Genomic DNA, 7,374 nt, shown 5'->3' on the forward strand with positions numbered 1-7,374 from the left:
GCTTTCCTGAATAATCACGATACAGCATCTCAGGACTTTCAGTGCAGGATCACAGCAGACCGCTCGCACCTGCGACGGGCTGAGGTTCTGCCAGAGCGGGAAAGAAGGCGGTCAAGATTCTGGATCAGCGTTTCAAGCTCCTCCAGCACCATTCCGCAATGGACCGCATCGCCACAGTGGGCAGAGTGTGCCAGCTGGTTGAGGTTGTTACCAGTACGGGAGAGCTGATGACGTATTCGACGCAGTTCGTCGGGAACACGTGATCCGTCATGCCAGACCAGTTCTGCACTGCTCAGGAGCACCCTGATCCAGTGGGAAGTTGTGGCATGACCATGCTGATGGGCGATATGATTCCAGTGCTCCAGTTCGGCAGGACTGGCTCTCACAGAGAGGCGGGAAGTGCGAACAATCGACATAACAGAGTTCTCCTTTAAGGGGGTCAACGGGGGAAGGATTTCCCCCTTGCCAGATGCTCAGTGGGTAGCCACTGAGCACTGCTGGCTCCCTGTAAGGATACTCTATTGAGAGACCTGATTTCCGAAGTTTCTTCAATAGCCTGAAAATTATCGACAGACCTGTTCTCTTTACCCCACCAGCACTCTGACACGCTGACGGATGGCTTCCAGTTCTTCTGGCGTCACCTTGCCCTTTAGCTTCGCTTGCCTTACTCGCCAGTCAGGACTTCTCACCTGATCTGACAAAGCTACACGTTGCAAAGATACTCTATTGAGAAACCCGATTTCCGACAGGTTTCTGAACCTGACCAAAAAAACCACTTATTTCAAGATCGCCAGCATGGATACGTGCTTGTGCCAAATCAAACGTACTCTGCATCCGCATCAACGTCTCAGCACTAATACCAAAAGCTTTCTCAAAACGGATAGCCATTTCAGCAGATAACCGTGCCCGGCCATTCAGTAGCGCACTGATGGACTGACGAGAGACACCAAAATGCTCGGCTACAGCATTAACGCGAATGTTATGAGGTTCCAGCAATTCTGTTTTTATCCAGTCCCCTACATGAACTGCCAGAGAAGAGTGCATTTTAAGAGCCATGATAATCCTCCAGTGTCATATCCAGAAGAGCGCCTGCTTCACTCACTCTGAATGTCAGACGCCAGTTTTTCGTAACGGTCATTGACCATGTGCCTGCCCGATCGCCTGTTAGTGGGTGCAATCCATAGTTTGGAGGCACAGACAGTTCTTCCAGAGAACCCGCAGCATCAATAAAGGCCAGCATTTTTCGCAAACGGCTGATATCACCAACCACTCCCTTTGCATTTCCCGTTTCAAAGAAACGTCGGAGCCCTTTATGAGCGATACTGTCTATCTCCATAAATGTAACGTATGACTTTACACAAATCGCGTCAAGAAGTGCTTTACGTTCAAAAATATCTATAGTCCGCCATTCACTCTCTTGACTGCTCCACTTATTTGCCCGCAGAGTGAACCCGCAGTCACCATGTGAAGGATGATTTCATCTGAAATTATCGTTCTGTTTCAATGGGTTACTTTGTTCGTTGCGACGGAAGCGTGCGGGTTCAAGTCCCGCAGACTTTTGCGCTAATTCCCTGAAAAGACACCATAAAACCGGATTGTGATGCGTGAACGGGGTTTTCCCGGTGGTCTTCCCAGTCTGGGAACTCACATGCTGCGTCTTATCGGCTCTCACTACCACTTCCGCCGTGCCGTTCCGGTCGCCCTGCAAGCCTGTCTTGGCAAAACGGAAATCTCCCTCTCCCTGCAAACCGACAGCAAGTTTCTGGCCCGTCAGAGGGCTGCTGCCCTCTATGCCCGCACAGGCGAAGTCTTCCATAAAGCACGGGCTATGCAGGGCCGGTTCTCAGAGAGGGAGCTGGCGTCTCTTCTCACCTTCCAGAGCCCAGTTACACTGGAACCTGAGGGTATAGCTCAGGAAGAGGAGGCAACCTCTGCCCCCAAACGCAAGACCATGAAACCACGAGGGAATCTGACACGTAAAGTCGTCAGAAAACCTCGCAGCTCAAATAAGAAACTTTCAGCTCTCATGCTCTCAGAGGCCCTGGAGCAGTTTATCCTGAGCAATCCCAGGGCCAGTACAGACACCAGAAAAGCAACCAAAAGAACGGTTGCCCTCTATATCAGGGCTTTTGGGGATACACCTGTCAGTAACATCGGCGGTTCTCAGGCCGGAGCGTTTCGTGACCTGCTTCTGGCTCTGCCTGCAACCCTGGGCAAAGGCAAAAGCAGCCTGACGCTGCAACAGGAGGCGCAGAGAACCAGAGAAGGCGGTTTACCCACTCTAAGCAATAAAAGCGTTAAGAACCACATGCTCCGCCTGTCAGCCCTATGGAACCAATTGGTGCAACGGGAACTGGTGGCAAAAAATCCATGGGCAGGCTGGCACTTTGAGAGTGCCCCCAGGACCGTACGCAAAAGCTGGACTGCCAGAGAGCTGGCTTTGCTGACTTCCGCGTCGTGGCATAGTTCTCTGGTGCCTGAACCTACCTTCCGGCTGGTCACCCTTATTGCTGCCTATACCGGCATGAGACTGGGCGAAATATGCACGCTACGGAAAGAAGACCTGCAAACCATCGAAGGTGTTCCCTGCTTTATGGTCAGACCACATTCTGAAACCGGATGGGCACCAAAGACGGAGGCTGGCACCCGTGTGATACCCGTGCATTCAAAGCTGATTAAAGCTGGTGTGTTATCCCTCAGGGACAACACAGAAAGTGCTTACCTCATACCGGGACTGGATAACTCGGGGCAGAAAGACAGAGGGGCCACACTGAGCAGGGCTTTCTCTCAACTCAAAACCCGCCTTGGCCTGCCAGCAGAAATAACATTCCATTCATTCCGGCACACGGTTTCCACACAGCTCAGAAATGCGGATGCCAATATCCGGGAGGTCTGGATTGACCATCTTCTGGGCCACGAAGCAACCCATAAAAGTCAGGGCACCACAACCTATCTGACGGGCATTTCAACAGCCAATCTCAGGCAGACAGTAGAAGCCATAAGCTACCCGGAAACAGCCTTCAAAAAGATACCGTTTTAAAGGGGAGCCAGCAGTGTCGAATGGCTACCCATTCGACATCTGGCAAGGGGGAGGAACCTCCCCCGTTGACCCCCACAAGCACAAAAAACACGGTTTCATTTAATGGCCGCTTACGCCTTCATGCCGGACATAAAGAAGGTCGATATGCCCTTCGCAAAGCGGAAGCGCTTAACTGCGAAAGGCAGCCGGAAAGGGAGCATGGAATCGTCAAATTTATAAACGATTCAGTTATCTCATGTTGTATAGGGAATGAACCTCGAAGAGGATCTCAGAACCAAAAGCATGAATTTTCTTTGAAAAGAAGAAAAATAGTGCCTTGTGAGGAGAGAAATATTGGATGAAACTTCATTTAACAATACACTCCCCCATTCGTCCGGACGATATCTCATAATGTTTGAAAATATGCTCGTAATTAAGAAATGAACGGAAATTTCGGGTAGAATGATTGGGAAAAATGGATTTTCAACAAACCATAATTTTCCTCTGAGATCGGTATAAATAATAGCATTTAGCTTAGATGAACTGGCAGCTGGCACCGTCACAATTGTTTTTCCAAACCGCTCAGTTACTTGAAACCCATTGAAGGATTGTTCGATTGACGCACTTGATGGGCGCGTTTCGCCATTTCCGATCTGGAATTCCCAAGTAACACTGCGAATGTTGTTTGTACTTGAAATTTCTAACGGAAAGCAACGACTTGGATTTCCGGTAGTTAGCTTATAGTACTCGGACATCTCAGGTATCATGCTAAGTAAAGTACCTAAACTTACATTGAACTTATTTTCGTAGAATCTCATCAGAGAATTGGAGCAATCTATGTTAAAAGAAATCCCAGGAGCTTTAACTAAATGAGTTGGAAATGAACTAACTAAGTCACTAAAAGTTCCACGAGCGCTGTCGCCGCCAAATTGCGCCTGTATGGTGGCTGGAAGATATGCCATTCCATGAGATCCTGGCAACATATCTTTTCTATAACGAAAAGGACTATTTAAAATAATCACGCCATATGTATAAGCCGTCAATGAATAGAAAAAATTAAGCGGCTTAACCATCAAAGATCCACTTCTCCCTGAAAGGAAAAGTTCTCGCCCTTGGTTAAAACAATTTTTTATCTTCCCAGCTTCTTCCGCCGATATCCCCGCGTTTGAACTGCTGCCAACTGATGCTTTTCTGATTTTATATAGCTCTCTGATTTCAGCAATATTCTCCAAACTCTCGGCCAACTCGAGAGTCGCATCGTCAAAATCAAGTGGTTCAATTGGTAGTAAGCTTAATGGATCTTCGCGAGAGAGACGCCTTTTAATTTCATTATGCAGGAGATACGTATTCTTGGAGGGCAAGAGAGCAGGATCTTTGAGATCAGGCAGAGCTTTTTCAATTTCGAATTTGTGCAAACCACCGTATTCTCTTTGCTTGTCTTTTTCCAAGGCCTTCCATTCGCCTAGGATATTGTCCTTTTTTTGAAGGAGGGCATTGTAATCGGGATCCATGGAGAACATTGCCTGATTAGATGCGTGTATATGCGCAAGGTTGTCCTGAGAAATTTCTTCAAGCATTTGGGGGGAGCACTCCAATATTCGGTCGTGTCGATGGTCAGCGGGGTTAAGACTTATCACCTGTAGTAGCCTAGGCCTTTCGTCGTAACGTCTGAAAGACAACAACAGACGTATAACTGTCGTAACCTTTAATGCACTAATGACCGCTTTCTATCAATCGTGTCCAAAAGCGGACACTCTGCTTCCCCCCCTAAGCGGTCGGATCTCAAAAAAGATAAGGGGGTCAACGGGGGAAGTATTCCCCCTTGCCTGCTGCTCAATGGGTAGCCATTGAGCACTGCTGGCTCCCGTTATCTCACTTCATAATTTCAGGCTTCATTTTCACTCATCTGACAGTCTGTGTTCTTTGCATACTTGACGCACCCAGAGTGTTTGACCAGAATTAAAAACAGAAAATTCAATCAGAAGACCGCGTGTCATTATCCGCTGTCTTTTCAGGGTGTTGCAAAACTCTCCTCTCATAGAGGTGCGGGTTCAAGTCCCGCAGTTCGCACCACTAACCAATTGAAATATAACAGTAAAATGAGGATCTGACGGGTCTGCGGGATTTTCCCGTTTGTCTTCCCGGACCGGGAACTCATCATGCTTCGCCTTATCGGCTCTCACTACCACTTCCGCCGGGCTGTGCCCGTTGCCGTTCAGGCCCGACTGGGCCGAACCGAAATTTCTCTCTCGCTGCAAACTCAGAGTAAGCTGGTAGCCCGCGAACGGGCAGCAGCCCTTTACGCCAGAACCGGCGCACTTTTTGAGAAGGCAAAGACGATGGAAACCAGCCTGTCACGCGAAGAACTGATTGTTCTCCTGACCGAACAGGGCAAAATCATCGCGGAACAGGAAGAACTCCTTACCCTTGCCGATGAGGCCTTTCGGGCTGAAAAACGCGCCCTGCAGGCTGATCACGCCATGACCCTGATGGATCAGGTGCAGAAGGAAGGGGCTTTCATCTCTTTTGCCACAGAGTCACTCAGGACACTGGAAACACGCCTGCAGAACATGATGCAGAAAGTCTTTACAGCCAGCGCCGTGAGCAAAAAAGAGAAGGACATGCTGCGCGAGCAGATCAGCAGTCTGTCCACTCTGATTGTCGATCTGGGCAAACATCGCCCGGCGGGTCTGGCGGAGGCACCAGCAAACAGTCCGCCTGAAGCGACACTGCCCATCAGAGCCACCAGACCAGCCTCCCCGCTCCTGTCCGTGATGGCAGAGAAATTTGTCTTTGCAGACAGGGACAAAAGTGAGGACACAAAGAAAGCCACACGCAAAACCGTGGAGCTGTTCACTCAAGCCTTTGGGGACATGCCGGTCAGGCAGATCACAGGCACAATTGCCGGTGAGTTCTTCGATCTGCTGTCCGGCCTCCCGGCCACACATGGCAAAGGTAAAACCGGCCTTCCCATCCGTGAAGCGATCGCACAGGCCCGCGAGCGCGCTCAGGAAACCGTCAGCGGGAAGACTGTTAAAAACCACTTCTCCCGCCTCTCCGCATTATGGATGCATCTGGTGCAGCGGGATATGGCTGATCGCAACCCCTGGGCCGGGTGGGACTTCAACATCACCAGAAAGATCGTCCGCCGGGGCTGGACTGATGATGAACTGACATTGCTTGCCCGCACCCCGTGGAAGGGCACAGCGGTATCGCAGAACACATGGGCTGGCATTATCAGCATTGGTATGTTTACCGGCATGCGCCTGGGCGAGATCTGCAACCTCAGACGTCAGGATACTGAAGTGATTGACGGGGTGCCCTGCTTCCATATCCGCCCTCACCCCGAAGAGGGCTGGTCACCAAAAACGTCAGCAGGTACACGCATTATTCCTGTTCACTCCGGCCTTCTCAGAATGAAGGGACTGAATCTGTTTCAGGACAATGGTGAGCATTACCTCTTTCCTGATCTGACAGTGTCATCAACAGGTGAACGGGGGGATAATTTTGCACGCGCTTTCTCAAAACATAAAAAGCGTATTGGTATTCCTGAAGATGTGACCTTCCACTCTTTCCGTCATACGGTCAGCACGAAGCTCAGAAACCAGGAAGCCCATATCCGCGAACTCTGGATTGATACTGTGCTCGGGCATGAAGCCTCCCACAAATCGCAGGGCACCATGACCTATACAAGCGGGATTGAAGTCGCCAATCTGAAACAGGTGATCGAAGCCCTGCACTACCCCCCGGAGTGTCTTATTGCAAAGGGCGGAATCTGACGTTCTGCACTCTTTGACATAAAAGATAAAAAACTTCGGAAATCGTCTGTCCTGATCGGTTATCCTTACAGGGAGCCAGCAGTGCTCAGTGGCTACCCACTGAGCATCTGGCAAGGGGGAAATTCTTCCCCCGTTGACCCCCTTAAAGGAGAACTCTGTTATGTCGATTGTTCGCACTTCCCGTCTCTCTGTGAGAGCCAGTCCTGGTGAACTGGAGCGCTGGAATCATATCGCCCATCAGCACGGTCATACCACAACAGCCCACTGGATCAGATTGCTCCTGAGCAGTGCAGAACTGGCCGGGCATGACGGATTACACGTTACCGACGAACTGCGCGAGATACGGTGCCAACTCTCCCGTGCGGGCAACAATCTCAACCAGCTGGTACACTCTGCCCACTGTGGCGATGCTGTCCATTGCGGAGCCGTGCTGGACGAGCTTGAAACGCTGATCAGGCAGTGTGACGAAATTCTCTCCCGCTCTGGCAGAGCCTCAGCCCGTCGCAGGTGCGAACGGTCTGCTGTGATCCTGCACTGAAAGTCCTGAGATGCTGTATCGTGATTATTCAGGAAAGC

The 7,374-nt window shown here is 50.3% G+C and carries 7 protein-coding genes; 3 read left to right on the forward strand and 4 right to left on the reverse strand.

What is annotated here, in order from left to right:
- Window positions 1-38: 38 nt before the first annotated feature.
- The 3 genes from HK11_RS01490 to HK11_RS01505 all read right to left on the reverse strand — a co-directional run bounded on the left by HK11_RS01490 (window position 39) and on the right by HK11_RS01505 (window position 1,336).
- Window positions 39-416 carry a plasmid mobilization protein gene (locus HK11_RS01490; protein WP_086553582.1) on the reverse strand — a complete coding sequence of 126 codons (378 nt, stop codon included), beginning with the start codon at window positions 414-416 and terminating at the stop codon, window positions 39-41.
- A 307-nt stretch (window positions 417-723) separates the two neighbouring features.
- Window positions 724-1,056, reverse strand: coding sequence for a HigA family addiction module antitoxin (locus HK11_RS01500; protein WP_233133249.1), 333 nt, complete (start codon window positions 1,054-1,056; stop codon window positions 724-726).
- Window positions 1,046-1,336, reverse strand: coding sequence for a type II toxin-antitoxin system RelE/ParE family toxin (locus HK11_RS01505; RefSeq protein WP_086553583.1), 291 nt, complete (start codon window positions 1,334-1,336; stop codon window positions 1,046-1,048). The genes HK11_RS01500 and HK11_RS01505 overlap by 11 nt, the downstream gene beginning before the upstream one ends.
- Window positions 1,337-1,600: 264 nt before the next feature.
- Here HK11_RS01505 and HK11_RS01510 point away from each other — a divergent pair, with 264 nt between their 5' ends.
- Window positions 1,601-3,040 carry a site-specific integrase gene (locus tag HK11_RS01510; protein WP_233133250.1) on the forward strand — a complete coding sequence of 480 codons (1,440 nt, stop codon included), beginning with the start codon at window positions 1,601-1,603 and terminating at the stop codon, window positions 3,038-3,040.
- A gap of 233 nt (window positions 3,041-3,273) precedes the next feature.
- Here the strand turns inward: HK11_RS01510 and HK11_RS01515 are convergent, their stop codons facing one another.
- Complete coding sequence (locus tag HK11_RS01515; RefSeq protein WP_086553584.1) at window positions 3,274-4,596, reverse strand: YaaC family protein; 1,323 nt, start codon at window positions 4,594-4,596, stop codon at window positions 3,274-3,276.
- Between the two features lie 582 nt (window positions 4,597-5,178).
- On the opposite strand from HK11_RS01515, the gene HK11_RS01520 reads away from it, so the two are divergent.
- Together HK11_RS01520 and mobC are read left to right on the forward strand one after the other, a co-directional pair.
- Window positions 5,179-6,798, forward strand: coding sequence for a DUF6538 domain-containing protein (locus HK11_RS01520; RefSeq protein ID WP_086553585.1), 1,620 nt, complete (start codon window positions 5,179-5,181; stop codon window positions 6,796-6,798).
- A gap of 160 nt (window positions 6,799-6,958) precedes the next feature.
- Window positions 6,959-7,336: a plasmid mobilization relaxosome protein MobC gene (gene mobC, locus HK11_RS01525; RefSeq protein ID WP_086553586.1), complete on the forward strand. Its 378-nt coding sequence runs from the start codon at window positions 6,959-6,961 to the stop codon at window positions 7,334-7,336.
- Window positions 7,337-7,374: the final 38 nt, after the last annotated feature.

The organism is Acetobacter sp. DmW_043, from assembly GCF_002153485.1.
GTDB lineage: Bacteria > Pseudomonadota > Alphaproteobacteria > Acetobacterales > Acetobacteraceae > Acetobacter > Acetobacter thailandicus.

Bases quoted from the DNA above. Each gene is read 5' to 3' on its own strand.
- HK11_RS01490 (WP_086553582.1), bottom strand. From the start codon at position 416: ATGTCGATTGTTCGCACTTCCCGCCTCTCTGTGAGAGCCAGTCCTGCC.
- HK11_RS01500 (WP_233133249.1), bottom strand. From the start codon at position 1,056: ATGGCTCTTAAAATGCACTCTTCTCTGGCAGTTCATGTAGGGGACTGG.
- HK11_RS01505 (WP_086553583.1), bottom strand. From the start codon at position 1,336: ATGGAGATAGACAGTATCGCTCATAAAGGGCTCCGACGTTTCTTTGAA.
- HK11_RS01510 (WP_233133250.1), top strand. From the start codon at position 1,601: ATGCGTGAACGGGGTTTTCCCGGTGGTCTTCCCAGTCTGGGAACTCAC.
- HK11_RS01515 (WP_086553584.1), bottom strand. From the start codon at position 4,596: ATGCTTGAAGAAATTTCTCAGGACAACCTTGCGCATATACACGCATCT.
- HK11_RS01520 (WP_086553585.1), top strand. From the start codon at position 5,179: ATGCTTCGCCTTATCGGCTCTCACTACCACTTCCGCCGGGCTGTGCCC.
- mobC (WP_086553586.1), top strand. From the start codon at position 6,959: ATGTCGATTGTTCGCACTTCCCGTCTCTCTGTGAGAGCCAGTCCTGGT.